The sequence below is a fragment of the Extibacter sp. GGCC_0201 genome (genome assembly GCF_017566055.1).
GTDB lineage: Bacteria > Bacillota > Clostridia > Lachnospirales > Lachnospiraceae > Extibacter.
Map to the genome: position 1 here is coordinate 30,345 of NZ_JABFCH010000030.1, position 23,837 is coordinate 54,181.

General features: G+C 50.1%; 23 protein-coding genes. 3 read left to right on the plus strand and 20 right to left on the minus strand.

Going from position 1 to position 23,837, the window contains the following annotated elements:
* Positions 1 to 13: 13 nt before the first annotated feature.
* The 19 genes from lpdA to HJV72_RS16715 all read right to left on the minus strand — a co-directional run bounded on the left by lpdA (position 14) and on the right by HJV72_RS16715 (position 19,637).
* On the minus strand, positions 14 to 1,441 hold the full coding sequence (gene lpdA, locus HJV72_RS16625) for a dihydrolipoyl dehydrogenase (protein WP_208072656.1): 1,428 nt from the start codon (positions 1,439 to 1,441) through the stop codon (positions 14 to 16).
* 23 nt (positions 1,442 to 1,464) lie between these two features.
* Positions 1,465 to 2,133, minus strand: a complete 669-nt coding sequence (locus HJV72_RS16630; RefSeq protein WP_208072658.1) for a uracil-DNA glycosylase — start codon at positions 2,131 to 2,133, stop codon at positions 1,465 to 1,467.
* Between the two features lie 69 nt (positions 2,134 to 2,202).
* Positions 2,203 to 2,964, minus strand: a complete 762-nt coding sequence (gene hisF / locus HJV72_RS16635; protein WP_208072661.1) for an imidazole glycerol phosphate synthase subunit HisF — start codon at positions 2,962 to 2,964, stop codon at positions 2,203 to 2,205.
* Between the two features lie 13 nt (positions 2,965 to 2,977).
* The gene (gene hisH, locus HJV72_RS16640; protein WP_208072663.1) at positions 2,978 to 3,583 is read right to left on the minus strand and encodes an imidazole glycerol phosphate synthase subunit HisH; all 606 of its coding nucleotides are present in this window, start codon (positions 3,581 to 3,583) and stop codon (positions 2,978 to 2,980) included.
* A 39-nt stretch (positions 3,584 to 3,622) separates the two neighbouring features.
* Positions 3,623 to 5,089 carry a sensor histidine kinase gene (locus tag HJV72_RS16645; protein ID WP_208072665.1) on the minus strand — a complete coding sequence of 489 codons (1,467 nt, stop codon included), beginning with the start codon at positions 5,087 to 5,089 and terminating at the stop codon, positions 3,623 to 3,625.
* The gene (locus HJV72_RS16650; RefSeq protein WP_208072667.1) at positions 5,090 to 5,770 is read right to left on the minus strand and encodes a response regulator transcription factor; all 681 of its coding nucleotides are present in this window, start codon (positions 5,768 to 5,770) and stop codon (positions 5,090 to 5,092) included.
* A gap of 380 nt (positions 5,771 to 6,150) precedes the next feature.
* Complete coding sequence (surE, locus tag HJV72_RS16655; protein ID WP_208072669.1) at positions 6,151 to 6,939, minus strand: 5'/3'-nucleotidase SurE; 789 nt, start codon at positions 6,937 to 6,939, stop codon at positions 6,151 to 6,153.
* A gap of 87 nt (positions 6,940 to 7,026) precedes the next feature.
* Positions 7,027 to 8,457 carry an FGGY-family carbohydrate kinase gene (locus tag HJV72_RS16660; RefSeq protein ID WP_208072672.1) on the minus strand — a complete coding sequence of 477 codons (1,431 nt, stop codon included), beginning with the start codon at positions 8,455 to 8,457 and terminating at the stop codon, positions 7,027 to 7,029.
* A gap of 86 nt (positions 8,458 to 8,543) precedes the next feature.
* Positions 8,544 to 9,329, minus strand: a complete 786-nt coding sequence (locus HJV72_RS16665) for an SDR family oxidoreductase (protein WP_208072674.1) — start codon at positions 9,327 to 9,329, stop codon at positions 8,544 to 8,546.
* A gap of 247 nt (positions 9,330 to 9,576) precedes the next feature.
* Entirely contained in the window at positions 9,577 to 10,461 is an 885-nt protein-coding gene (locus tag HJV72_RS16670; protein WP_208072676.1) for a damage-control phosphatase ARMT1 family protein, read from the minus strand.
* 16 nt (positions 10,462 to 10,477) lie between these two features.
* Positions 10,478 to 11,053, minus strand: coding sequence for a glycerol-3-phosphate responsive antiterminator (locus HJV72_RS16675; protein ID WP_208072706.1), 576 nt, complete (start codon positions 11,051 to 11,053; stop codon positions 10,478 to 10,480).
* A gap of 6 nt (positions 11,054 to 11,059) precedes the next feature.
* Positions 11,060 to 12,661, minus strand: coding sequence for a BCCT family transporter (locus HJV72_RS16680; protein ID WP_208072678.1), 1,602 nt, complete (start codon positions 12,659 to 12,661; stop codon positions 11,060 to 11,062).
* 4 nt (positions 12,662 to 12,665) lie between these two features.
* The gene (locus HJV72_RS16685) at positions 12,666 to 13,181 is read right to left on the minus strand and encodes a hypothetical protein (protein WP_208072680.1); all 516 of its coding nucleotides are present in this window, start codon (positions 13,179 to 13,181) and stop codon (positions 12,666 to 12,668) included.
* The gene (locus HJV72_RS16690) at positions 13,156 to 14,175 is read right to left on the minus strand and encodes an electron transfer flavoprotein subunit alpha/FixB family protein (protein ID WP_208072682.1); all 1,020 of its coding nucleotides are present in this window, start codon (positions 14,173 to 14,175) and stop codon (positions 13,156 to 13,158) included. Before HJV72_RS16690 ends, HJV72_RS16685 begins: the two co-directional genes overlap by 26 nt.
* Positions 14,172 to 14,969 (minus strand): electron transfer flavoprotein subunit beta/FixA family protein, encoded by a 798-nt coding sequence (locus HJV72_RS16695; RefSeq protein ID WP_208072684.1) that lies wholly within the window; start codon positions 14,967 to 14,969, stop codon positions 14,172 to 14,174. Before HJV72_RS16695 ends, HJV72_RS16690 begins: the two co-directional genes overlap by 4 nt.
* A complete protein-coding gene (locus HJV72_RS16700) occupies positions 14,966 to 16,408 on the minus strand; it encodes an FAD-binding oxidoreductase (protein WP_208072686.1) in 1,443 nt (480 codons plus the stop codon). The genes HJV72_RS16695 and HJV72_RS16700 overlap by 4 nt, the downstream gene beginning before the upstream one ends.
* Positions 16,409 to 16,425: 17 nt before the next feature.
* Positions 16,426 to 17,358 (minus strand): electron transfer flavoprotein subunit alpha/FixB family protein, encoded by a 933-nt coding sequence (locus tag HJV72_RS16705; RefSeq protein WP_208072688.1) that lies wholly within the window; start codon positions 17,356 to 17,358, stop codon positions 16,426 to 16,428.
* A complete protein-coding gene (locus tag HJV72_RS16710; RefSeq protein WP_208072690.1) occupies positions 17,355 to 18,176 on the minus strand; it encodes an electron transfer flavoprotein subunit beta/FixA family protein in 822 nt (273 codons plus the stop codon). The genes HJV72_RS16705 and HJV72_RS16710 overlap by 4 nt, the downstream gene beginning before the upstream one ends.
* A gap of 3 nt (positions 18,177 to 18,179) precedes the next feature.
* Positions 18,180 to 19,637, minus strand: coding sequence for an FAD-binding oxidoreductase (locus tag HJV72_RS16715; RefSeq protein WP_208072692.1), 1,458 nt, complete (start codon positions 19,635 to 19,637; stop codon positions 18,180 to 18,182).
* Between the two features lie 458 nt (positions 19,638 to 20,095).
* Between HJV72_RS16715 and HJV72_RS16720 the strand changes: the two genes are divergently transcribed.
* Positions 20,096 to 21,340 carry an MFS transporter gene (locus tag HJV72_RS16720; RefSeq protein WP_208072694.1) on the plus strand — a complete coding sequence of 415 codons (1,245 nt, stop codon included), beginning with the start codon at positions 20,096 to 20,098 and terminating at the stop codon, positions 21,338 to 21,340.
* Positions 21,341 to 21,460: 120 nt separating this feature from the next.
* On the opposite strand, the gene HJV72_RS16725 is transcribed toward HJV72_RS16720, so the two are convergent.
* On the minus strand, positions 21,461 to 22,234 hold the full coding sequence (locus HJV72_RS16725; RefSeq protein WP_208072696.1) for a nitroreductase family protein: 774 nt from the start codon (positions 22,232 to 22,234) through the stop codon (positions 21,461 to 21,463).
* A 150-nt stretch (positions 22,235 to 22,384) separates the two neighbouring features.
* Here HJV72_RS16725 and HJV72_RS16730 point away from each other — a divergent pair, with 150 nt between their 5' ends.
* Together HJV72_RS16730 and HJV72_RS16735 are read left to right on the plus strand one after the other, a co-directional pair.
* The gene (locus tag HJV72_RS16730) at positions 22,385 to 22,963 is read left to right on the plus strand and encodes a TetR/AcrR family transcriptional regulator (protein WP_208072698.1); all 579 of its coding nucleotides are present in this window, start codon (positions 22,385 to 22,387) and stop codon (positions 22,961 to 22,963) included.
* A gap of 42 nt (positions 22,964 to 23,005) precedes the next feature.
* Positions 23,006 to 23,755, plus strand: coding sequence for an EFR1 family ferrodoxin (locus HJV72_RS16735; RefSeq protein WP_208072700.1), 750 nt, complete (start codon positions 23,006 to 23,008; stop codon positions 23,753 to 23,755).
* Positions 23,756 to 23,837 lie beyond the last annotated feature (82 nt).

Here is a 23,837-nt window from a genome sequence, read left to right on the forward strand (position 1 = left end):
AAAATCCGACGCTCTACCATCTGCTCTTGCTTTCCCTGCTGTTCTCCACCGCACAGGATATGGCTTCATTGAATGTAGGATGTGCACGCATGGCATACATGAGCTGAGTGGACGTAAGCCCGTTGGCAATCGCCGTGGCAAGTTCTCCTATCATATCCGTAGCGCGCGGACACATCACCTGCGCCCCGAGCAGTACATCACTGTCGGCCGCAAACAGCACTTTGATAAATCCCTTCTCTTCTTTCGAGATGATTGCCTGGCCGTTCACGCTCATCGTATATCGTCCGCACCGCACCGGCACGCCCTTCTTTCTGGCCTCTTCCTCCGTTATTCCGACAGACGCAATCTCAGGATCCGTATACAGGCAGCTCGGTACGATAGAAATCGGCGTAAACAGGCAGCTTGGCACCATCTCGATGATAACCGACGGCTGTACGCCATTCATCCGCTCAACGACGTATGTCGCCTGGGCGGAAGCCACATGGGCAAGCTGTATGCCTCCGGTTACATCTCCCACCGCATAGACATCCGGCATGCTCGTCATGTAAAAGTCATCTACCACAATCTTTCCATTGTCAATCTTCACTGACACATCCGGATCAAACAGCCCTTCCGTATTGGCACTTCTTCCGACGGATACAAGAAGCGCATTCACCTCTATCTCCTGATTGCTTCCTTCGCACACGAACTGGCAGCTGATGTTGTCACCATGCTTCTCCACCCTTTCCAGTATGCTTTCCTTGTAGATACGTATCCCCCTGTGGGCCAGTATCTCCTCAAGTACATCTGAAAATTCCCGGTCCATATTAGGAAGGAGCCGGTCTGACACTTCCACTATAGTGACTTCGGTGCCAAGTGCGTTAAACACTGTAGCAAGTTCCAGTCCGATTACGCCTCCTCCGAGTATAAGAAGCTTCGCATACTGACTCTCATTTGCCGTCAGCAGTTCCTCGCTCGTCATGACGCCCGGCAGGTCGATGCCTGGCAGATCCACCATGTTCGCCTTCGCACCTGTGGCTATCAGAATATACTTTCCTTTATAGTATGCCGTATCGTTTCCATCTGATACAACGCGCACCCTGCGGTCACTCTGGATGACGGCCTTCCCTTTGATAAACCGGATCCCGGCCTGGGCAAATTCCCGTTCCAGTTCCGCCCTCATCTCTGCCGCAGACAGATCCTTATACTCATATATTTTCCGGAGGTCAAACCCTACTTCCCTGGCAGACAGTCCGAACCGCTCACATTCCCGCATCTCACGGAACAGGGATGCCGCATGTATGAGCGCCTTGGTCGGGATACATCCCCGGTTGATGCACGTACCCCCCAGTTCATCCTTATCAATCACAGCCACGGACATTCCAAGCTTCGCTGCTTTTTTTGCTGCCACATATCCGCCCGGCCCTGCACCGATTATCAATAAATCATAATATTGTTCCATATGTATCCCCCTCCTGTTATGGCCTATTCAATCTGCCAGTCTATCGGCTCCAGCCCATTTTCCTTCAGAAATTCATTCGTCCTGCTAAATGGCCTGCTGCCGAAGAATCCTCTGTATGCAGACAGAGGGCTCGGATGCGGCGCCTGCAGGATGAGATGCTTCGGGTTATGCAGCATCGCCTTCTTCCTCTGCGCCGGAGACCCCCACAGGATAAATACAATCGGACGGTCCTGGGCGTCCAGTGCCGTAATTGCGGCATCTGTAAACTGTTCCCATCCGATGTCCCTGTGAGAATTGGCCTGATGTGCCCGCACGGTCAGTACGGTATTCAGAAGCAGCACGCCCTGTCCGGCCCATTTCGTAAGACATCCGTGATTTGGAATCGTACAGCCGAGGTCATCGTGAAGCTCCTGATATATGTTCACAAGCGACGGGGGAACTTCCACCCCTTTCTTAACCGAAAAGCACAGGCCGTGGGCCTGCCCGTTATTGTGGTATGGATCCTGCCCGAGTATGACGACCTTCACATCCTTCAGCGGTGTAAGATGGAATGCGTTGAATACATCGTCCGCAGGCGGAAATATAAGCCTTGTCCTATATTCCTGATTCACCGTCTGAAACAGCTTCTTATAATAAGGCTTCTTAAACTCTCCCTGCAGTGCTTCAAGCCAGTCGTTATTAATTGCTGCCATTGTATGCTACCTCATTTCCTTATCATTTTATCCTACTGTACATTATTCCCTGCTGCCGGCACCGATGTGTCAGAGACGTACCGAGATACCTTTTCCCCTTAGATACTCTTTTACTTCCCTGATTTCCAGCTCTTTGTAATGGAACAAAGAGGCGGCCAGCGCGGCATCTGCCCGTCCGTCCGTAAGCGCCGTATAGAAGTCCTCCAACGTCCCCGCACCACCCGAGGCGATGACAGGTATGGACACTTCATCCGCAACAGCCCTGGTCAGCTCCAGGTCATAGCCCCCTTTTGTCCCGTCACAGTCCATGCTCGTTAGGAGAATCTCTCCTGCACCGCGCTTTTCCACCTGCGAGGCCCACTCGAGCGCATCCATCCCGACATCAATGCGTCCGCCGTTCTTATATATGTTCCAGCCGCTTCCGTCCGGCCTCTTCTTGGCATCTATGGCGACTACGACGCACTGGCTTCCAAACTTCTCCGCAGCATCCGATATGAGACGCGGCGTATTGATGGCAGAAGAATTGATAGATATCTTATCCGCCCCTTCCCGCAGCAGCGCTTTGAAATCGTCTACCGTGCGGATGCCGCCGCCTACCGTAAACGGTATGAACACCGTCTCCGCTACTTTCCGTACCATATCGACGACTGTCTCCCGCGCGTCAGAGGACGCCGTGATATCCAGGAATACCAGCTCGTCCGCCCCTGCCGCATCGTATGCCTTCCCTATCTCCACCGGGTCTCCGGCATCTTTTAAGTCTACAAAGTTCACGCCCTTGACGACCCTTCCGTTATTTACATCCAGACATGGAATGATTCTCTTTGTATGCATATGTATCCTCCGTCTATAATTCCACAAAGTTCTTTAATATGTGAAGGCCCGCATCGCTGCTTTTCTCCGGATGGAACTGGCAGGCAAATACATTTCCCTGCTCCACGGAGGCATGGATCCTTGTCCCGTACTCTGCCACCGCCGTTACGATCTGCTCATCCGCTGCTTCCAGATAATATGAATGTACGAAATATACGTATGGCTCTTCCGGGAGCCCCGAAAACAGCCTGCCCTTTACGGGGAATGCCAGAGAATTCCATCCCATATGGGGAATCTTGAGCCCTTCCGCTTCAGGTATGCGCAGAATCTTCCCCTTCAGTATCCCAAGCCCCGGCACTCCGGGACTCTCGTCACTTTGTTCAAATAATAGCTGAAGGCCGAGGCAGATTCCGAGAAACGGAGTACCGCTCTCTGCCACCTGCCGTATGACCGGCTCTAGCCCATACTGCCTTATCTTCCCCATCGCATCGCCGAAGGAGCCCACCCCGGGCAGTATCACCTTGTCCGCAGACAGAATCGTATCTTTGTCCCTCGTTACGGCCGCCTCCTGGCCAAGAAGCGTCATGGCCTTCTCCACACTCTTTATATTTCCCGCATCATAATCAATAATCGCAATCACAATAACGCCCATCCTTTCCCTATAGGATATAGTGTACCATTATTTAACGTCCAGTTCAAACCAGAATTCCACACCGTTATCATAATTGTGCAGCCCATATTTCTGATGGAGTGACTCCATTATAGCCTTGACGATAGACAGGCCGATTCCATTTCCCCCGTATTCCCTCGTATGGGCTTTGTCTACCTTATAGAACTTGTCCCATATGCGTGAGATATCTTCCTGGGGTATCGGCATACCTGTGTTAAATACGCTGACTCTGGCTTTCTCTTTGCTTACGGTAATCTTAACTTCCACAACCATATCACCTTCCAGATGGTTGAATGCATTGCTCACATAATTGCGGACCACCTGCTCTGTCTTAATCTCATCCGCCCATACGTATACCGGCTCTTCCTGCTTAAAAATAACCCGGGCCTCTTTCTGCTGCGCGATAATCTCCATACTCTGGAGAACGCCCTGTATAAGCTCCCGGATATCAAAACGCTCGAACTGTATATCCTCATCTCCGAATTCCAGCTGGTTCAATGTCAGAAGATTACGGACCATCTGGTTCATCTTGCCGGCCTCGTCCATTATGACATCACAGTAGAATTCCCGGCTCTCAGGATCGTCACTGACCCCTTCCTTCAGCCCTTCGGCATATCCCTGTATGAGGGCAATCGGCGTCTTGAGCTCGTGGGATACATTGCCGAGAAAATCATTGCGCATCTGCTCCAGCTTCTCTTTCTGCTCTATATCCTTCTGCAGGCTGTTATTGGCCCGTTTCAGTTCTGAGATGGTGCTTTCAAGCTTCTCCGACATCCTGTTGAAATTCGCCCCCAGCTCTCCAATCTCATTCTCTCCGCCGCTTTTGTACTTGGCATCAAAGTCCAGGTCCGCCATCCTTTCAGACAGAAGGGCCAGCTCCTTGATAGGGTCTGTCAGCCGTTTTGAAAAGTACCAGACCAGGCAGATGCAGATGCATGTTACGATTCCTCCGATATAGAGAAGAAAGCGGTTAGAAACGGACACGCTCTCCTTGATACTCTCAAGAGGGCTCCTTAAAAACGTATTATACTTTCCGTCGACAGACCCCCACAGGACGATATACTCCGTCTGTGTCCTCGGATCCTTGTACTGGGCAATCTGGTACTCCTGCGCACTCTCCAGCACCTTGCTCTCCTTCTGTGCCTGTCCCAGGAGATAGCCGGTGAGCTGGTCATTGAGCATGTCGATATCCGGGACATTATATATCCCTTCTTTTGTCTCTATATTCATAAGGAGAAAGGACAGGTTCCCTTTCTCCGCCATATGCCTGAGTTCCGTCTGGGCGTCTTCGCCTTTCCACGTACCACTGTGGACAGACTCTGCAAGCTTCTCATACATACTGACAAACTCGGCCTCTTTGTTGCTGATATAATACGGTTCCAGGAACCGTACATTGATAACTACGAGCGCCAGCAGCAGGCATATGGTGAGTCCGACAAACACCGCGATCATCTGCTTCTTGATTGAACGTTTCATCTATTCTTCTACCTCGAATTTATAGCCCATCCCCCAGATGGTCTTAATATAATTCCCTTTTTCTCCAAGCTTGTTCCTGAGCTTCTTGACATGGGTGTCTATCGTGCGCGCATCACCAAAATAATCATAATTCCACACATTGTTCAGTATCTTTTCCCTGGACAGGGCGATTCCTTCGTTCTCCACAAAGTATACGAGGAGCTCGAATTCTTTATAGCTTAAGTCAATCTGTCCTTCGCCCACTGTTACTTCATGGGCTGCTTTGTTGATCCGGATCCCTCCCGCATCCATCACTTCCTCCGAGCCGAGCACATGTGAACGACGTAGTATCGCCTCCACTCTTGCCACGAGTATCTTCGGGCTGAACGGCTTGGATATATATTCATCGACTCCAAGCTCAAACCCCTGCAGCTCGTCCCGCTCCTCAGACCTGGCTGTCAGCATGATGATCGGCGTCTGAGAGGACTGGCGGATCTCCCTGCACACCTGCCAGCCGTCCATCTTCGGCATCATGACATCCAGAATGACAAGTGCGACGTCTTTGTGTTCATAGAAGATTTCCATGGCCTCCATACCGTCCCCGGCCTCCAGTACCGTGTACCCTTCCCGTCCAAGAAAATCACGGACTAATTTGCGCATCCTGCTCTCATCGTCAACCACTAATATTTTAACCTTATCCATGTAACATACCTCCGCAGCATATCATTTACTCACATTTTTCTAATCATAGCAGACATTTATGACATTTCTGTGAAATACCTGTTCTTATCTTACCATAATTCGGCACAAAGAACAAAGGACCGGGACTCCAACTATTCTTAGGGTTCCCGGTCCTTGCCGTATCAGTCTGCCTGTTCCCGCTTTCTACGTCTATCTGCGGCGTTTCTTACCGCCACGTCTTTTCCCACCGCGCCTTCTCACCACCACCAGCACGCCGCCTACAAGAGCAGCCGGCGTCCACGCAGCATACAATATACTAAAATTCACTGGATGCTGTATTGAAGGTAAGAGCACTTGGGTTGATATGATATGAGATAAGGTATAGCTGAGGACGCGCCCCATTAACGGGGACGCGTCCTCAGTTCTACTGACATGACCATATTCAATGGGGTCACGGATGCGATTTTATCTATATATACTGCATAGATATCGCTGTCTCTTTCTAATGTCTCTTCGTCTACATAAAGGCGGGACTTCAAGGCAAAAGGCTGTCTCAAGTCTCTTTTCCCGGGCTTGATAAATTCAAAATAGTTCTGCCTGCTCTGGGTTGTGATTCGGTATGCGCCTTGCCGGTCCGGGAATGCCGGAACATTGATATTCAGTATGTCCACCCCTTCTGGCATGCCCTCTTCCAGCATCTGACGGGCCCATATGTGAAGAATCTCCCTGGAATTATCCCAGCCGGCTTCTCCATAATCGTTGGAACGCTGTATGTGTAGGTCTGCTTCCAGCGACACCGCTATGGCGGGCATGCCGTGGCTCACCGCTTCGAAGGCTGCACCCAGCGTGCCGCTGCATGTCAGCACGGCTCCCATATTTTCCCCGTAATTGATGCCGCTGATGCAAAGGTCAGGCTTACGCCCCGCCAGTTCCAATATGCCATGAGCTGCAGCCAGAGCAGGCGAGCCGTGGACAGCGTAAGCCGGGACAGACCGGCCACGTATCTCCATCGTCCCTTCCTCAATCATGCCCGTATCTTCTGCCCTCGGAAATGCACGCCCCATCCCTGTCTGCTGCGTGTGAGGGGCCGCAATCAGGATATCACCTAAGTCTGCCACCGCCTCTGCTGCTGCCCTGAGGCCGGGAGAGCGGACACCGTCGTCGTTCGTAATCAAAATAAGTGGTTTCATGCACGTCACCTCGCGAAAGGGGTCAGACCCCCCTTGGGCATAGGGGTCTGACCCCTATGGCCCGAGGGGGTCTGACCCCTTTCAAAATTAATGAAATAGTTCATACGATTTCTTTAATATATCATCCGTGTGATTTGTGATATCTGTATATATCGGAAGCATCTTCTCGTAGAATGCCACCTTTTCCGAATCTGGCGTGAAGCTGTCTTTGATTCTTACCATATTGGCTACTGCCTCATCGAAGCTATCGTAGATGCCTGCGGCTACTGCCGCACAGATTGCGGAGCCGAGGCCGGCCGCGCCGTTGACTTCATTGCGCACGGACGGAATGTTGAACACGTCCGCGAAGATCTGCATGAACAGGTCGCTGTTGGACCCTCCACCGGTGATGATGACTTTGTCAAGCGTTACGCCCATCTCTGCGGTCATATCGTCCAGGTGCTTCTTCATCGTAAGCGCTACCGCTTCCAGTATGGAGCGGTAGATATGCCCTCTTGTATGCCGTCCGTCAAATCCTATCATGATGCCTTTCTTGTACATGGCATCTACCGGAGCAAGCCAGTCCAGCACGGTCATCAGCCCGTCAGAGCCTGCCGGCACCTTTTCCGCCTCTTCGCTCAGGAGCTCTTCTGCGGATAGCCCTTTTTCTTTGGCAGCCTGTATGTAGCTGTCCCCGAGGATATCTCTGAACCAGCTGATCGTCCACATCCCTCTGCGGATCCCGTTGCTGTCGTACAGGTATTTGTTCGGCACGCAAGAGAATTTCGGCCATACGCTTTTCGTATCTCTTAAGAATTCCTTCCCTTCCATCATAGCTGCCGTGTAGGTACCGAGAGAGATGCACGCCGTCGTATCTCCCATGCAGCCGGTTCCAAGCCCTTCCACCGCTTTGTCGTTGGAGGTCGCCACAACCGGGAGCCCCTGGGGGAATCCGGTGGCTTCAGAAGCCTCTTTTGTCACATAGCCGAGCACATCCCCGGGCATCACAAGGTCAAAAAGCATTTCTCTTGGCATTCCGGTCGATTCATAGGCTGCCGGGTCATCCGACCAGTCCCATCTGTCCACATCTATCGGCCATACGCCCTCATAATTGGCAACCGTATCTTTGAATTCGCCTGTCAGGCGGTGGGTGATGTAGCCGGAAGACGCCACGATATATTTGATGTCTGGATTCTTATGCTCGTATGGCTGCGCCACACGCACGTCCATCCAGCTCAGCGCCGGCTGTGCAAGTGTCCCGTCCGCCTTCAGGTAAGCACGGCAGTAACGGATGGTGCACAGGCCGATTCCTACGATATCCTCTGTCCTGCCTTGAAAGCTGGCCATACATTTTCTGCCCGCCTCACAGATGGCCTCCCACCAGTCGTCGTCCGGGTGCTCTACAAGTCCTGGTTCCGGCAGGTTGTAAGGCTTCAGCGGATGCTTTCCCTCGCATACGATATTTCCCTTCGTATCAAAGATAAGAATCTTCGCGCTCTGGGAGCCTTCATCTACTCCGATGATATATTTCTCACTCATTGGTCCAAACCTCTTTCTTCGTCTATGCTTTATGGAACATTCGTCGTTCCTTAAGCATGTTTTCTAGTAATGCTGCCTGTGTCATACTACCTTACAAGGTATCCGCCGTCTACAACCAGTACCGTTCCGTTCACATAATCAGACGCCTGGCTTGCAAGAAATACGGTAGCACCCATCAGATCCTGCCTCTCGCCCCAACGGTCGGCCGGTATGTGGTCTTTAATCTTGTTGTATTTTTCGTCGTTCGCACTACCTGTCCCTGATGTCATCGCCGTCTGGAAATATCCAGGTGCGATGCCATTCACAGATATGCCGTACTTGCCAAGCTCATCGGCGTAAGCTTTCGTAAGTCCCATAAGGCCGGCCTTCATAGCTGCATACGCAGGAGAGCCGAGTCCGCCAAGGAAAGAGAATAAGGAGCAGATATTGATAATCTTACCGCTCTTCTGCGGAATCATGTATTTTGCGACCGCATGGCTTAAATCGAAAGCACCGGTCAGGTTGATAGCTATCATCGGATCCCATTCCGCTCTGCCAAAATCAAGTACGTCGGCAATCTTGCAGATGCCCGCGCAGTTTACTAATATGTCGACGCTGCCGTACGTCTCCACGCACTTCTCGGCAACTTTATCACACATCCCGTCTTCTGTCAGGTCTCCCTGCATAAACGTGTACTTGACACCGCAGTCTTCAATGAGCTTCTTTGTCGTCCCGTCATCGTCCACAAATGCAAATGCAAAGATGTTGGCTCCCGCCTTGGCAAGTGCAAGCGCAAATGCCTGTCCAAGACCGCTGTTTCCTCCTGTAACGATAGCATTTTTGCCCTTAAGTGAAAAGAAATCCATAGAAAAATCATTAATATTTAAACTCATCTTTCATACCTCCATATACTTTGTGATTATTGAAAAAGAGCCAGACTGCTTCTATCTGCGCACAATAGAATCAGAAGATCCGTTGGAAAATAATCTTCCTCGTCAGACACAAAAAAAAGCAACTTCTACCCACTTCACGTAGGTAAAAGTTACTCTCTCTTCCGCTCTTTTAGTAACTATGTCCATTGTAAATCGTACAATATCATTTGTCAATATCGTGATTATACTTAAAAGTCGCATATGCTTTTTATGCATATTGTACAATCCGTTTTTCATTGCTGAGAACGGGGGTAAAACGTTCCACTTGGAATTTCCTGACAAACAGCTCACATTTGCAGAGAAACAGATAGTAGATGTTCTTTCCGCAGCCCCGCAACGTCTCGAAGTTCCCCTGTCCTTTGGCGATACAGAGGTCGGCGGCCTCTATCGCCTCCCTCGCTGCCCGGCTGATACCGTCTATCGGAGTCCCCGGGATATCTGTCCCGTTCGGTATGATGGCAGCTATCGTGTCAATTCCGACAAGCTTAGCATCTTCCGCCGTCGCGTCGTTCAAAACCGGCTTCCCACGTACGATTACGGTTATCTGAAGCTTCGGATACAGCTCTTTTATCACTCGCAAGAACACCTTGTCAAGCACGATTTCCCCTGCATTGTCGGTGATATATACGAGTCTGGAAGCGCCCGAAAGCTCTGCCTCAAGCCTTGTCGCTTCTTCGCAGTCGGGCTTCACCTCCGCCCTGTCAGACAAAAGTTCGTAAAGCTTCTCTTCCTCCACATCTGACATGGCTCCAAAGTCTATGTAATTCCCGGTAATGGCATACTGGAGCGCCGCCAGAAAGCGGTCCTTTTCCCTCATTATCTCGTCATAGATGGAATCTTCCATACCGAGCAGCAGTTTATTATATCTCTTTTTCGGTACGTCAAACGCATCCGTAATCCCGGTCTGTTCTTCAAGCATACGCATGGCCTGCGCCATGAGTATCGGTGCGGAAGTATCCGCCCCCGCCGTCTCAAGCTTCCCTTTTATGTGCGACAGCACCTTTGCCGCGTCATGCTCCGGCACATCGTATTGCCCAAGCAGCGTTCTTGCTTTGTCCACGCAGCACGTATAACATTCTCTGTCTGCTCTCATCTTAATCTCCTTACTCTTAACAGTCCCACATCTGCCGGTTCGTGGTTGAGACGGCAAAGGCACCCGCCTTAAGCGCGCCCATCACATCCTCTTTGTCCAGGATAAGACCGCTTGCAACCACCGGCTTGTCTATCTCTTCCAAAAGATATTGTATGACCTTCGGCAGCCCTGCCGGGAGGAATTCCACCACGTCCGGATTACAGTTCTTGACATGCTTTACAATGTTGGCATATGTCAACGCGTCCATCATATAAAAACGTTGAATCGTAAACATGCCAAGTTCATTCGCACGCTTGATAAGCGCCGGCTTCATGCTGATGATGCCGTCGGCTTCCGTATACTTCTGTATAAAATCTACGCTGATTTCCTTAGAGGACAATCCCACAATCAAATCTACATGTACAATCGCTTTCTTGCCCATATCTTTTACCTTACGTACAATGTCCGCGATTGTACAGATATCCCCATATATGATATACACGATGCCGCACTCCGATTCCCTGCACCCCTCCAGCCACTCATCATTTTTGACCGCCGGAATGACCGGGCAGGCTTCCGTCGCCTCCATAAAATATTCTTTTGTCAAAGACATCATTTTTTACTCCTTTTCAATTGGCAGACGCGGCGTCTCTATCGGCCGCCCCTTGCTGTCGTAGTCTTCCTTGTGCACGTCATACTTCTGCGGATTCCGGCTGATCTTCCACAATCCGACAATCATGAGGAGAATGAGGAACATATTCGGAAAGCCACCCAGATTTGATGCGGCCTTGATACCATCGATTCCCGCAAAGCTGATCAGCAGCCATGTCATGAGCGCGATAGAGATTCCCCATACAATCTTAAGCCATGCCGGAGATTCCTGCTCATCCTGCGTAATGCCGTTCGTACAAAGCCCTGCCATAGCGTTTGTATTCGAATCAGATGCTGTGACAAAGGAGATGAACACGATAAACAGATAGAACGGGATGACGATTACCGCAAGAGGAAGCTGGTCGAATACCGCGTACACGACAGATTCTGTTCCTTTGTCAAGTAAGGTGTCATACAGTCCGACACCGTTCATCTCATAATAGATAGACGCGGTCGCAAACAGCCCCATCCAGATTGTGCTGAAAATTGCCGGTATGACAAAGTTGCACTTGATGGCATCCTTTATCGTATACCCTCTCAGTATCTTTCCGAGGAACACTGCTGTAATCGGCGTCCATGCCAGCCAGTTGCACCAGTAGAATATAGGCCAGCTCTTCGCCCATCCATCCTGGAAGATATCGCCCGTCATAAGGCTCATCCGGAAGAAGTCTTGTATATAGGCTCCCCAGGATTCCGCAGAAAGATTCAGCATAAATGCCGTCGGTCCAAATACAAATAAGAACAAGAGAAGAACCATATATACTTTGGCATTGATGGAGGACAGTACACGGATGCCTTTCATGATACCGGATATACTTGAGATAATAAATGTCGTCACAATCACGGCAATGATGATCCCCCACGATAACGGACCACTTTCAACTCCAAATACCTTCTCCACACCACCGCCTATTGTCATAGTGCCAGTGCCAAGCGATGCCGCCATACCGGCCACAAGGGCAAACAGGCAGATGACATCCACAACAGCGTTATACCGCTTAACTTTCTCTCCAAACACCGGGACAAGAGCAGAACCCATGGAATAAGACTGCTTCATATTATAGAATACAAAGGCAAATATCAAAGTCGCCACTGTATAGATGGCATATGGAGACCACGTCCACTCGAGGAACATCGTCTTCATGGCGAAGAGCGCGGAACTTGCCGTACCTGCCTCCACTCCTTCTGCGACTGCCGGGGCATACATATGGTACAATGGCTCTGCACACGCCCAGAATAAGATACCTGCCGCAATCGTCGTACAGAGCGTAATCCATACGAGATCCAGGAACTTCATCATCGGCTTTGCCTTGCTGCCTCCGATGCGCACTTTCCCAAGCGGGGAAAAGTACACCATGATAACCGTGATGACGCAGGCAACCGTAGTCAGGTTGAACGCCCACGCGAAATTGCCGAGTATCCAGTTCGTCACCGTATTCAGCCCATCCATGAACGCTTCGCCGTTCGTCAGGCTTACGACAACCATCGCCACAAGAAGAAGCCACGGAGGGAAGAACACCCCTTTTCTCAATGACAGCTTCACACTTTTCTCTCTTACTTCCGCTTCCATACTCTCACTCCTTTCTCACTTCAATGCGAATAAAGCTGCACTTGTATCTTCCTGCAATCCTTTTGAAAGCTTCAAGCTCACCGTCTTCCAGTATCCGCCTCGGTATCGTATATACATCCCTATCAGCACGGATAACGAGGACGTTGTCCGAACAAAGGAACTGCAGCTTCTTTCCATCCAGCTTTATTTTCTCACTTTTGTCTCCTGATATAATGGCTGAGTCTGTAATCTCCAAACGGTATTCCCCGTCCCTGGCAGCCATCTTTTTTGCCCTCCGCTTTCTGCCATAAGTCATGCCATACGCCATATAGAACAGCGTCAGTATAATGAACAACAGCAGCAGGAACAGATAAAACAGTTCCGGATTTCTTATATATCCTATCAAAACCAGGACGCCCAGCAAGCTCAGCGTCCACAGATTGACTGTCCGGAACCTTCCTTCTCTGCGCCAGTTCAGATCAAGCAGGGCCTCCTCTATTTCTTCTTGTTCTAGTTTATATGTGAATTTCAACCAGCTCATCACCTTTCCCGGCCTTCAGCCTTTTAATCATCTCCGGCACTATCTCATACAGGTCACCGCATACCGGGTAATGGGCAATCTCAAATATCCTGGCATCCGGGTCTGTATTGACGGCGACAATATTCTTCGTATGTCTCATGCCTGCCATAAACTGCACGGTCCCGGAGACGCCGCACGTAATCATGTACTCCGGGCTTACGGTGCTGCCTGACAGCCCAATCTGACATTGCGGCGGCATCCAGCCTTTCTCTACGAGTGCGCGGCTTGAGGCAAGCCTGCCTCCAAGCAGCTCTGCCAGTTCCTCAAGCATCTCCAGGTCTTCTTTCTTCTTCACCCCTCTGCCTGCCACGACAAGCAGTTTCGCATCCGTTATACCGCCTGGAACCTCTTTCTTTTCTACCTCCAATATGCGAAAACTATCATCCGCAGGAGGCACACATTTCCTCAATATCTCCGGCGCTTTGGCAGGCATCCCGCAGGAGGCCTCCATGATTCCCTGCCTTACTGTCGCAAACTGCGGCCTCGTGTGCCGGGTCACGATACTGGCCATCACATTCCCGCCAAAGGCAGGCCGAATCTGCACAAGGCAGCCGTCTTCCTCTATGTCAAGAGAGGTACAGTCTGCCGTCAGGCCGCTTTCAAAGGCCACTGCAAGCCGGGGGGCAAGGGCGCGGCCTTCCTGTGTCCCGCCGATAAGCACGACGGAAGGTCTTACCTCCTCAATACACTCTTCCATAATCTTTTCATAATGGAGCGGGTTATATTCATCTTCTGTCTCATACAGCCAGAGTTTTGCCAGCGGGCAGCCTGCAAGCTGTCCGGGAACTGCCTCCAGTCCCCTTCCCACTGCCACTCCATATACGTCTTCTCCGAGCTTCCCGGCGAGCCGCCAGGCCTCTGCAAGTAATTCCCGTACTACCGGATGTACGTTTCCCTGCCTGCATTCTATGTATACGAGAATCCCGGACCATGCCGCCGTATCTGTCTGTCTCATATCCGTTCCTCCCGCGCAGCCACATCGAGTATCTGCAAGATATAATCTGCTGCCTTCTCTTTGTCCATGCTCACAAGCTCCTGCCTCTGGGTCCGCTGCGGCGGAAAGATTTTCCTCACTCTCGTGGCAGAGCCCTTAAGCCCATAATTCTCCTCATCACCGTCTTCTAAGTCTTGTAAAGAGAAGGTGCATATTTCCTTCTTCCTCCCGCTGATTTTGAGCTTGAGGGAGGGCATCCTTGGTATAAATGGGTCCTTTTCTACGGATATGACGCAAGGAAGCTGTACCTGCGCGCATATCATGCGGTTATCCATATTATAACGCACCTTCACGGTATCTTTTGATATATCTGTTATTTCTGCCGTCCAGCTGACATGGGCAATGTCCATCCACTTTGCGAGGGCGCCGCTCACCTGCGCCGTATCACCGTCTGTCGTCTGTCTGCCGCACAGGATAAGATCATAATTTCCTGCACATTCTATGGCCTGCTTTAAGGTATATGACGTGGCAAGCACATCTGCCCCGGCAAATGCCTTGTCACAGATAAGATACCCTTCATCTGCTCCCATGGCAAATGCTTCACGCAGTACTCCTTCTGCTTTTGCCGGTCCCATCGTAAATACGTGTACCTCTGCGCCATACGCCTCTTTCAACCGTAGGGCGGCTTCCAGGGCAGCCAGGTCATATACATTCACAACGGTCTCAAGGCCTGTCCGTATAAGCACCCCTGTCTCCGGATCCATATTCCCCTCTGAAGCCGCAGGTACCTGCTTCATACACACTGCAATCCTCATACGCGGTCCGCCTTTCCTCCTGTAATGTTGCCTCTGTTCCATACGTTTCCGGCATCCAGCTCTGCTTTTAGTTCCCCGCACAGCTTTACATGCTGCTCAGGAAGCAGCCCGTCCAGTATCCGGCGCTTCAGCTTGCCGATGCCGTGCTCCAAAACTATCTGCCCGTGATGTTCTCTGACTTCGGACACCCATTTTCTTATAAGGCTGATTCCCTTTACATAGTCATCATAATCATCCGGCAGGATATTGACATGAAGGTGGTTCTCCATCGCATGACCAAAGACACACCCTCTCAGTCCTACATCTTCCAGATCTTCCTTCACATTTGCAAGTACCTCTGAAAACGGCATGTCAGAAACAGCCATATCGGTCCCGAGTTTTGTAATACGAGCATCGTTCCTGCGAGCTTCTTCTATATAAAGATTTGCAGTCTCGGCAGCACCATGCCGGAACGCATGTAGCCTTTCTACATCCGCCTCGCCTGATACGGCCCAAGCCTCATCCGGATTACTGCCGCACACCATCGCTGACTCCATCAGAGACTCTGCCAGCATCTCAATCTCCTCTTCCACTCCGTGGAGCTCTATATATACCATTCCTTCGATGCCTTCCCCTACATCGGGAAGCTCTTTGATTTTCGTCATAACGTTTTTGTGCTTTTCAATCTGTCCTATTGCCTCCCTGTCGATATATTCGACTGCTGCTATTGCAGCATTCTCACATTCCGGCAGGTCCTGCCTCAGCATATCGACAAATCTCCCTGCTTCCGCCGTCTTGCAAAAAAAGAATGCGATGCCCCAGACGCTTTCCGGCTTCGGGAGAAGCTTGAGCGTCAGCTCACTGATAACTCCTGTGATACCCTCCTTTCCAAGAACCGCATCAATCCAGTCTATCACACGCCCGGAAGGAAGTGTCAGCTTCTCTTCTCTCCCCGCCGTTATGACATGTCCGTCAACGTCTACGAGCCTTACTGATTCGATATACTTTCTGCTGGATCCATACAACAGCCGGCTGATGCCTTGCGCTCCCGTCGCCGCAATCCCTCCGACCGTCGCCGAGGTCTCCGTCGGATCTGGCGGCCAGAACTGAGGGTTCCTGCGGAAAGCCGCGGCGATTTCTTTATCCAGGTCTATCCGGTTGATTCCCGGCTCCACGGTTATCCGTCCTGTCCCATCTTCAAGCAGAACGCTGCTCTTTACCTTGTCCATGTGGGACAGGTTCATCACATGTCCCCCTTCCGGCACGGCAGCACCGGTAATGCCGGTCTTCCCGCCCTGGATTGTGACAGGGACATTCTCGTTCTTAAGCACCCGAAGCACTTCCTGTATCTCCTCTTCGCTCTCCGGAAAAGATATGCTGTCAGCAAAACCGGTAAATTTCGACTCATCTATCAGAAATTCTTCATATTGTTCCTTCATCGGATATATTAATTGTCTCATATGCCTGTCCCCTGTCTCTACTTTTCTGCCAGTTCCCGCAATGCCTTTAATACAGGCTCAAAATCATCCACCACCGCCACGTCCGCCTTCTTCATGACTGGCGCCTGTCCGTCCGTATTGATAGCAACGATGAACTTGCTCTTCTCTATCCCTGCAAAAAAGGCTGCTGCACCGGAGACGCCTGCCGTGATGCAGATATCCGGCTGCAGCATGGCGCCGGACACGCCTATCAGCCTGTTCATCGGAGCCCACGCGTTCATCGCAGCCGGCCGGCTAACCCCGAGCTCGCCCCCTAGCGCCTCCGCCGTCTCCTGCACAAAATCTGCCCGTTCCTTATTCTTAATTCCCCTGCCCGCCGCTATGACGACCTTTGCCTCCCTGAGGCCTCCCCCCGCTTCATTGGCAGTAGTTTTTCTCGACACGACAAAGCCGGACGAAGCCGGACAAGGAATCTCCTTACTGACATGGCATATGCCTTCCTCCGGCTCCTGCCTGTCCAGGCCCTTCGCCAGAGAGATGCAGTACGGGCCCTTTTTCATGGAAAATGTGCCCTCCATATGATTGGCATAGACCATCTTCTTTACTGTCAGCGTCTCTGCAAGCTTCAGGCTGTGGACAGCGGCCACAGAACTGCCCTTCGCCCGGGCTGCCAGCCGTACGGACAATTCCGTTCCGGCAAATCCGCTTCCGAATATATACAAGTCTTCCTGGACAATCTCCTTTTCCAGCACCGCCAGAACCGCCTCAGGCGAATATTCTTCCGCCGTGAGGGCAACGACGCTCTCACATACGCATCTGCCCAGCTTCTCCACATCCGCCCTGTTCCGGCACATAACGTATGATTCTCCTTCTTCTGCCACAGACAGGAAAGCTTCTTTAAAAGCACCAAGTTCCTCCAGCTGTTGTATTACGTCCTCGGAGTATGCATCTATGATACAATGATATCTCATATTTTATCAAGCCTTCCTTTCAAATATGACTCATATAATTCTCTTGCCTTCTCCTCGGGAGTATCCCCTTCGATAAGTACCGTATCCCGGCTGTCATCCACAGCTTCCAGCCGTGTCAGCTCCACCGCCTGATCAGTCCCCTGTTCCAAAATCTTCTCCCAGTCCGGCTGTATATGCTCAATCGGCTTCTTTCCAAGCTTCATCTTATCTTTTAATGTAGGGACACGGAGATAGGCAGATGGCGCATTGCCCATCGCCAGGACACAAGGAACCGCAACGACCTGTTCTGCCACCCGTCCGTCTTCCTCATTCGTAACCTTCAGATGTCCTTCATCCACCGGTTCTATCCCAGTCACCTGGGTGATACACGGCCATCCAAGCGTCTCCGCCAAAAGAAGAGGCGTCTTCATATTGCCTCCATCCGAACTCTGTGTTCCCATAATCACAACGTCTTGAGGTGCAGTTTCTGAAACATAGTCTGCCACGATATGTGCAATAACCTCCGGGCAGAAACGGATATCCACGTCTTCTTCTGCCTCTGCCCGCACCGCGTGCTCGAACCCGAGCGCATAAAGTGTCTTTAAAAAGGTCTCATGCCGGCGTCTGCCCACGGTCAGCGCATTTAACTCATACACGACGTCAAAGCCTTCTGATAAATCAGAAAGCTTTAACATCATTTCCAGTGCCCCTTCATCAAAACAATTCCACAATAGCTTCGCATAGCTGGTATCTACCTGAAGCTGGCCATCTGCAATCCAGTCTTCTTCCGCTATCAGATCCAGATCCGGAACTATCTTAAAACACCCTAGTATCTTCATGGCTTATTTTCTAAGCGGAATCAGCGTCCCCATGTTCATGATGCCGTTCGGGTCAAATGCCTGCTTCAGCGTCTTGAGCATGTAATAGGAAGAGCCGTATTCCTGTGTCACGTATTTTGCTCTTGCCTTGCCAAGTCCGTGATGGTGGACGATAGAACCGCCGTATTTGATAACCTGTTCGCAGATGATCTGGTTAATCCTGTCATGATATTTGTTAATCTCTTCTTCCGGCGCACAGTCTACGATATTGTAATAGTATACGAAATACATGTTTGTGCCGTTGATGTAGCTGTGAGAGGAATGTCCGCCCATAAGTGTCATATCCGGAACTTCTTCCAGTATTCTGTCGCAGGCCGTCTTATAGATGTCATATATGTTGTCCCAGCTTCCAGATACTTCTGTCGTGATGCCGATATTCTGCGTGGCCTTGATCTCTTCTTTTTCCTCAGCGATTTGTTCCGGTCCCCAGTTCAGGCCGCCGTACCATTTCTCGATAAGCTTCGGGTCAACTTCTTCCAGCTCCGGATGTCTGGACATCATCTCTTTGATTCCTGCCTCGATAGCCGGGGTGATGTTTGCAGGGCCTTCCGCCATCCATATCAGGATAGCTTTCCCTTCCGGCAGCCAGGCACTGAAGTGCTGCTGTGCATCCGCCGCGTCATAAAGCCTTGCAAAGGATGGCTTATATCCTTCTACCATGACCTCACGCAGGCAGTCAAACCCAAGCTTCATATATTCGTCATCCAGCATATAACCGATGTAACGGTTATTGTCCGGCTGCCATTTGAACAGCTTTAACGTGACTTCCGTGATATAGCAGAGCGCCCCTTCATTCCCGCAGATTATGTGTCTGATGTCCGGCCCGGCCGCGCGCCTTGGTACGTTTTTGATTCTGCAGATCTTACCGTTCGGGAACACTGCTTCCAGACCTACGATCATATCCTCGATACCGCCGTACAGCGTAGAGAACTGTCCGATACTTCTCGTCGCCACAAGACCTCCCATCTGTGCCAGAGGCTTGGACTGCGGAGAATGGCCTGTCGTATATCCTCTTTCTCTCAACATGTCATCCAGCTCCTGGAGCGGAACACCACACTGGCATGTAACCTGCATGTTGTATTCATCTACCTTGATTACCTTGTTCATCGTAGAGCCATCGATGACTACCGAGTCCTTCAGAGCCGTCTCAAGGCCCCCTTCAATGGCTGACTGTCCTGTTCTTGGTACTACATTTATCTCATTGTCATTTGCAAACGTAAGCACTTCGGATACCTCTTCGGCACTTTTTACATATACGACTGCCGCAGGAATCGGCTGTGTATACACTTCACATACCTGCTCATACTTTCTGTATCTGTCGAGACTGCTCTCCTTCAATACCTGCTCGTCTGTTATGACCTGTTCGCTGCCAAGGATATCGACTAGCCCCTCTACGATTTGTTCTCTTGAAATAATTGCCATGACACTGGACTCCTTTCATTAATCACACGTTTTTTCTTTGATACTTCACCAAAAGAGAGAGGCTCCTGCCCAACAGATAGCTTTATATCTCATAAGACAAAAAAAAGAAAAGCAACACAACACGGGCAGTACGCCTGCCACGTTGGTTACTTTTCTCTGAAAATCTCTTTCGGTAACTGCATATAGTATAAAACCATTCTTGCCGGATTGTCAATTGGTTATTTTTCATATTATTGATTTTCTATTTTTGTGCACAATGATTATATTTCTTTTTTTGCCCTTTTAGTGATTGACTTTTTTCCACAAATATTTTATGATTCGAATTAGTTACAAAGAGTGAGGAGAGAAGTAACGCCACCCTGGCATTACTTTTCTCTTTTTTTTGTTACATTAATATCAGGTACGGCGACTGCAGCGCCTGTGCCACCAACATTTATAGTTAATCTGGAGGCGAAATCATGAACAAAGCTTTTATTAAAAAGTATGGTACCCTGCTGCTTCTTGCGACAGGTGCCGGAATCATCTTTCAATTACCCTATATCCGTGAGACCTTCTATGTGCCGATTCAGAATGCCATGAACCTTTCCAACGCACAGATGGGACTGCTCTCTTCCGGTTATGCAACGATGTCACTATTCTCTTATTTTATAGGCGGTATCATCGCCGATAAGTTCTCGGCAAGGAAGCTGCTTACCTTTTCGTTCATCGCAACGGGTATCCTCGGTCTGTGGTTTTCCACGTTCCCGGGCTATACCATCAGCCGCGTCATATTCGTGCTTATGGGCATCTCTACTATCATTACATATTGGTCCGCATGCATCAAAGCGACACGTATGCTCGGTAATGACGAAGAGCAGGGACGTCTGTTCGGATTGCAGGAAGGGCTGCGCGGTATCATGAATGCGCTGCTCGTATTCGGCATGACAGCAGCATTTACCCGCTTTGCAGACGAAGTTGCCGGAGCGTCAGCGGCAATCAAAGTATGCTCCATCGTAGTCATCATAATTGGTATCCTCAACTTTATCTTCATCGAAGACACGAAGAAGGAAGAAAACCCTGAATCTTTTGTGGAAGTCACAAAGGGTATGTTCAAGGCTCTTCTTATCCCAAGAGTGTGGCTGCTTGTGGCAATCGTATTCACAGCCTACAGTGTGTACGGCCTCATCGCATATGCAACGACGTTCGCTCAGCAGTTCTATGGATTGTCCGCTGCTTCGGCTGCGACGCTCGGCGGTATCCGTTATCTTATCCAGGGAGCCGGCGGTATCGTCGGAGGATTCCTTGCCGATAAGGTCAAATCCCGTTTTAAAGTAATCATCGGCGGCTGTATCGGACTTGCATTATCATTCGGCCTCTTTATCGTTATGCCGTCAAAAGCTTCTCTCTGCGTCATGGTAGTGGCCAACTTCTTCGTCGGACTGTTCTTCATCTACGCTGTTAGAAGCCAGTACTTTGCAGTGCACGATGATGCCGGCATCCCTCTTAACATGAGCGGCCGTGTATCCGGTATCGCATCCTGCCTCGGCTATACGCCTGACATCTTCATGTATACATTAGTCGGAAGCTGGATGGACAATTACGGCAGAGCCGGCTACAACATGACATGGACTTACGCTATGGTTGCGGCAGTGCTCTGTGCAATCATAACCTTTATCTTAAGCCGTATCGTCAAGAAAGAAAACGCTCAGAAAATGAGCGCTTAAGCAAAGAAAATTTGGGCGGCAGATGTTCTGATACATCTGCCGCCCGTTTTTTGCCTTTCAGGAGTGCAGCACCCTCTTTTACAATAGGCAGTTTGCCATAGCCGCCACTGATAGCTATGCCTATAGGTGACGGACATCTGCCTCCTCTTTCTGTACCGTGCGCCGGTAGCGTACATTTGGATATCCGAGTACCAGCACCGTTACAACTTTCTTATGACGGAGATGTAGCTTGCGCCGGAGTTTAAAAGAATAGTTTGCCGCCATGGCAAACAGGCCACTGTACAGGACTCCCAGGCCATGTGCTTCGGCCATAAGCTCCATATTAGACGCGGCTAGCGATGCACTGATCTTATCCTTTCCCAACACCAGAATGGCTGCGGGAGCTTTTTTAAAGAAAAAGTGGTCGTCTATGATTATATTACGTGCATTCGGCTTTATAAGCTTCATCAAAGGCAGCATCCACTTCGCAAAGCGGATTGCTATTTTCTCATACCGCTCCATATCCTTACGCAGGACGATATAAGATACGCCCTGTGCATTTTCAGCACTTGGTGTCAGACGGCCTGCCTCTATGACCTGTTCTATGACCTCCGCGTCTACTGGCTGCGGTTTGAACTGCCGGACAGACCTCCGGGACCGGATAGCGTCTAACATAAGCTGCGGTTCTAATACGGCAGGCCTGTCAATTTCTACCGGCTGCTCATGAAATCCGGTAATCGATACTGCTGCTTTGGGACAGACGGCGACGCAGTGCCCACACATCAGGCACTTCTGCATCTTGATTACTGCCTTCTTGTCCTTAACAGTGATATTATTTACAGGGCAATCCTTTACGCACATCCCGCAGCCGATGCATTCTTTGCGGCTGATATTGATTTTATGTTCTCTTGTCATGCTAGTCTCCTTTTTTCACATTGCTATTTTTTTGCACTTGTATAAATCTTGACTTTAGTTTATGATGAATGAAGCAGATATACAAGTGCCAATCTGATATAGATGCAAGAATCTGGACAAATTTAATAAAATGTCAAAGGAGAGATCAAAATGAAATATGATTTTACCAAGAAGATGACGATTGGAGCGGCACGTACGCTGTCCTCTCTTCAACAGGCTATGCTGATGCTGCTTTCTGCTAAATCTTTTGAAGAAATAGCTGTAGGGGAGCTGTGTGAACAGGCCATGCTGCCACGTGCAACCTTTTACAATTACTTTGATGACAAATATGATCTGTTGGAGTATTGCCTGAGAACTGCCCGCAAGCAGCTTGACAGCGGCTGTGCGGACGCTTGTACATGCAGGATGCGCATGGATGCTTTCCTGGAAAACTGTTTTGATTTCCTCGACCGTAATTTGGATACGGTTGAAAAAATATTGAAAAACAATATACCGGACCAATATCTGATCAACCAAATCCGGTACTATCTGCTTTCCAATATGGAGGAAGCATTTCAAGCCGGTTCCTGTTCGCACCGCTTCAAGATACCGCATGAAATGGCCGCAAAACTATACAGCGATGCCGTGTTGATCATACTGGAGTGGAAATACCTGGAAAAGAAAGAGTGCACGAAGGAACAGGCGAAAGAATATGTGCATCAGATGGTCAGCGGGATAGATGTACAATAACTGGCCCGTCACAAGTTAATCATTCTGCAGAGGAGGTATCATATGGTTTTTTATTTCAGCGGTACCGGCAACAGCCAGCTTGCGGCAAAACACATTGCCGGAATCATCGATGACGAAATCATTTCTGTCAACCATTGTCTAAAGGAAAAGGAGAAAAAAACGTTCTGCTCGGAGCGCCCGCTCGTATTTGTCGCGCCTGTCTATGCCTATCGTGTGCCGAGGGTCGTACAACGCTGGATTCGCGAGACAAAGTTTGAGGGCTGCCGGAAAGCCTATTTTGTACTGACCTGTGGAGGAAGCGACGGTAATGCGGCGGCATACGCAGAAAAACTCTGCCTGGAAAAGGGACTGGAATATCAGGGACTTGTTTCTGTACGCATGCCGGAAAATTATATCGCTTTGTCTGCAGCTCCAAGCGAGCCTGAATGCGCGGATATCATCGAGAGGGCAAAGCCTGTCTATTCCGAGCTCGCCGGTTACATACAGAACAATGAACCATTCCCTGTTTCGCCGGTATCCTTTGGTGGCAGGCTGTTAAGCGGCCCGCTCCATATACTGTATTACAAGCTGGCCATCCACGATAAAGGTTTTACAGTATCGGACACATGCATCTCTTGCGGAAAATGCGCCCAGAGATGCCCGTTGGACAATATTGATATAACGGGCGGGCGTCCTGTGTGGAACGGCGACTGTACACACTGTATGGCGTGCATCTGCGGATGCCCCGTCAATGCAATCGAGTACAAATCCATCTCCAAGGGTAAGAGACGCTACTATATCATGGAGGAATAAATGGGGGAAGTAAAGTGGCTGCGGACCGGGAGCCGGGTGGCATCTGCTCCGATGCGTCCGAGGCTCCGACTATTTCACGTAT

Bases quoted from the DNA above. Each gene is read 5' to 3' on its own strand.
- lpdA (WP_208072656.1), bottom strand. From the start codon at position 1,441: ATGGAACAATATTATGATTTATTGATAATCGGTGCAGGGCCGGGCGGA.
- HJV72_RS16630 (WP_208072658.1), bottom strand. From the start codon at position 2,133: ATGGCAGCAATTAATAACGACTGGCTTGAAGCACTGCAGGGAGAGTTT.
- hisF (WP_208072661.1), bottom strand. From the start codon at position 2,964: ATGCATACAAAGAGAATCATTCCATGTCTGGATGTAAATAACGGAAGG.
- HJV72_RS16645 (WP_208072665.1), bottom strand. From the start codon at position 5,089: ATGAAACGTTCAATCAAGAAGCAGATGATCGCGGTGTTTGTCGGACTC.
- HJV72_RS16650 (WP_208072667.1), bottom strand. From the start codon at position 5,770: ATGGATAAGGTTAAAATATTAGTGGTTGACGATGAGAGCAGGATGCGC.
- surE (WP_208072669.1), bottom strand. From the start codon at position 6,939: ATGAAACCACTTATTTTGATTACGAACGACGACGGTGTCCGCTCTCCC.
- HJV72_RS16660 (WP_208072672.1), bottom strand. From the start codon at position 8,457: ATGAGTGAGAAATATATCATCGGAGTAGATGAAGGCTCCCAGAGCGCG.
- HJV72_RS16665 (WP_208072674.1), bottom strand. From the start codon at position 9,329: ATGAGTTTAAATATTAATGATTTTTCTATGGATTTCTTTTCACTTAAG.
- HJV72_RS16670 (WP_208072676.1), bottom strand. From the start codon at position 10,461: ATGAGAGCAGACAGAGAATGTTATACGTGCTGCGTGGACAAAGCAAGA.
- HJV72_RS16675 (WP_208072706.1), bottom strand. From the start codon at position 11,053: ATGTCTTTGACAAAAGAATATTTTATGGAGGCGACGGAAGCCTGCCCG.
- HJV72_RS16680 (WP_208072678.1), bottom strand. From the start codon at position 12,661: ATGGAAGCGGAAGTAAGAGAGAAAAGTGTGAAGCTGTCATTGAGAAAA.
- HJV72_RS16685 (WP_208072680.1), bottom strand. From the start codon at position 13,181: ATGAGCTGGTTGAAATTCACATATAAACTAGAACAAGAAGAAATAGAG.
- HJV72_RS16690 (WP_208072682.1), bottom strand. From the start codon at position 14,175: ATGAGACAGACAGATACGGCGGCATGGTCCGGGATTCTCGTATACATA.
- HJV72_RS16695 (WP_208072684.1), bottom strand. From the start codon at position 14,969: ATGAGGATTGCAGTGTGTATGAAGCAGGTACCTGCGGCTTCAGAGGGG.
- HJV72_RS16700 (WP_208072686.1), bottom strand. From the start codon at position 16,408: ATGAGACAATTAATATATCCGATGAAGGAACAATATGAAGAATTTCTG.
- HJV72_RS16705 (WP_208072688.1), bottom strand. From the start codon at position 17,358: ATGAGATATCATTGTATCATAGATGCATACTCCGAGGACGTAATACAA.
- HJV72_RS16710 (WP_208072690.1), bottom strand. From the start codon at position 18,176: ATGAAGATACTAGGGTGTTTTAAGATAGTTCCGGATCTGGATCTGATA.
- HJV72_RS16715 (WP_208072692.1), bottom strand. From the start codon at position 19,637: ATGGCAATTATTTCAAGAGAACAAATCGTAGAGGGGCTAGTCGATATC.
- HJV72_RS16720 (WP_208072694.1), top strand. From the start codon at position 20,096: ATGAACAAAGCTTTTATTAAAAAGTATGGTACCCTGCTGCTTCTTGCG.
- HJV72_RS16725 (WP_208072696.1), bottom strand. From the start codon at position 22,234: ATGACAAGAGAACATAAAATCAATATCAGCCGCAAAGAATGCATCGGC.
- HJV72_RS16730 (WP_208072698.1), top strand. From the start codon at position 22,385: ATGAAATATGATTTTACCAAGAAGATGACGATTGGAGCGGCACGTACG.
- HJV72_RS16735 (WP_208072700.1), top strand. From the start codon at position 23,006: ATGGTTTTTTATTTCAGCGGTACCGGCAACAGCCAGCTTGCGGCAAAA.